Here is a 1654-nt window from a genome sequence, read left to right on the forward strand (position 1 = left end):
GTCCGGTCTCACCGCGCCCTCCCGGGCGAAGCGGGCCATGGCCTTCAGGCCGGGCAGCGGTGCGGTCAGCCGGTCGTGGAAGGTGCGCGGCCACACCCGCCGCTCGGCCAGCGGCCGGGGTTCGGCCAGGGGCGGGTACGGGGGTGCGAGGGGTGACGGGAGCCCGGGCTCGTCGGCTCCCCGGGTGGTCGTGCTGGTGGTCGACTCGGACTGCTGCGTCATCGAGGAGGCTCCCATCGCTGAGCTTCGTCGCGGAGATCGTCGAAGACCGACTTCAGCCGGCCCAACGCGCGGTGCACCTGCGGCAGTTCCAACGGTGCGGGTGAGGTGAGGCATTCCGCGCGTTCCGCGTCGGAACCGGCCACCAGTGCGCCTGTGGAGAGCCGCACGCGCGGGGCTTCGAGGTCGTCGCCGAAGCGGTGCCCGCCCGGGGCGGGCATGCCGAGGCGGGCGCCGAGGAAGTCCTCCAGTTCCTGTGCGTCGCCGACGCCGTGCGCGCTCAGCGCGGGGCGCAGCGGGGCCAGGTCCACGTACAGGTGGCGGCCGGCGCGCGGGGGCCGGGCGAGGGCTCCCGCGGCGACGACGGCGGCGTGCGCCTCGGCGGCCAGGAGCGCGTGCAGGCGCACGGTGGCGGCCACCCGCGCCGTGACGGCCTCGGGCTCCCCCAGGGCGTACCCGGCCGCCGCGGCGATGGGCGCGGCGACACGGGCGTCGAGGGCGGTGAGGATGTCGAGCACGCGCGCGTGGAGGCCCTCGCCGTCCGCACCGGCCGGGAAGCGGGTCACGGCGGCAGGCCAGCCGGGCGGGAGCAGGGCACCGGCCAGGTCGGTGACGACGGTGACCCGGTCCGGCACCATCTCGGCGGGGCTGAGCAGCACGGTGTCGTGGGGGTCGTGCAGGGTGTCGCGCCAGGTCTCGTCGCTGACGAGGTGCAGGCCCTCCCCCTGGGCGGCCTCGACGGTCTCGTGGAGCAGTTCGGGAGGGGCGACGGTCGCGGTGGGGTCGTCGGCGACGGACAGCACGAGCAGCCGCGGGTCACCACCCTCGGCGCGGACCCGGCGCACGGTCTCCAGCAGGGCGTACGGGTCCGGAACGCCGCCGCTCTCCGGCGGGGTCGGCACATGGAAGACGGGGCGCCCCAGCAGGCGTGCGTACGGCGCCCACCAGGCGGCGCAGGGCCTCGGTACGAGGACGTCGCCGCCGAGGGCCGCGGTGAGCGCGAGCAGCAGGGCGGGCGAGCCGGGGGCCGCGGCCACACGGTCGGGGTCGCAGTGCAGTCCGCGGCGGTCCCAGTGGCCGCAGGCGGCCTCGCGCAGGGCCCGGCCGCCGCCGACGGGCTCGTGGCCGCCCCGGGAGGCCGCGGCGGCGAGCACCGCGGACAGCTCCGGCAGGACGGGCAGCCCGTCCTCGGGGAGCGGCGGCCCGAACCGGACGGGGCCGTGACCTTCCGGGGCCGTCCGCCGCATCCGTACCTCCGCAGTGCCAGTGCCTGTTGCCGCCGTGTGGTGTGCCCTTCGGCGCGTGCGCCGTACGGGGCGGCTCATGCCCTCGGGCTCTGAGTACCCAGGGTGCCGCCGCCCCATGGGTGCCCGGCCGGGTCGTGACGGTCACAGCATGGGCGGGCCGGGCCGGGGAAGCCGGGCCCTTCCGGGAC

The 1654-nt window shown here is 77.6% G+C and carries 1 protein-coding gene and 1 pseudogene; both read right to left on the reverse strand.

Annotated elements, in window-relative coordinates:
- A pseudogene (locus K4G64_RS39165) lies at window positions 1–222 on the reverse strand (hypothetical protein); the annotation flags it as partial.
- Window positions 219–1466: an aminotransferase class I/II-fold pyridoxal phosphate-dependent enzyme gene (locus K4G64_RS39170; RefSeq protein ID WP_221760603.1), complete on the reverse strand. Its 1248-nt coding sequence runs from the start codon at window positions 1464–1466 to the stop codon at window positions 219–221. The pseudogene K4G64_RS39165 and the gene K4G64_RS39170, both read right to left, overlap by 4 nt.
- Window positions 1467–1654 lie beyond the last annotated feature (188 nt).

Source organism: Streptomyces sp. WAC04114, assembly GCF_019733245.1.
Lineage (GTDB): Bacteria > Actinomycetota > Actinomycetes > Streptomycetales > Streptomycetaceae > Streptomyces > Streptomyces massasporeus_A.

Excerpts from the sequence above, each read along its gene's own strand:
- K4G64_RS39170 (WP_221760603.1), bottom strand. The coding sequence starts at position 1,466 with ATGCGGCGGACGGCCCCGGAAGGTCACGGCCCCGTCCGGTTCGGGCCG.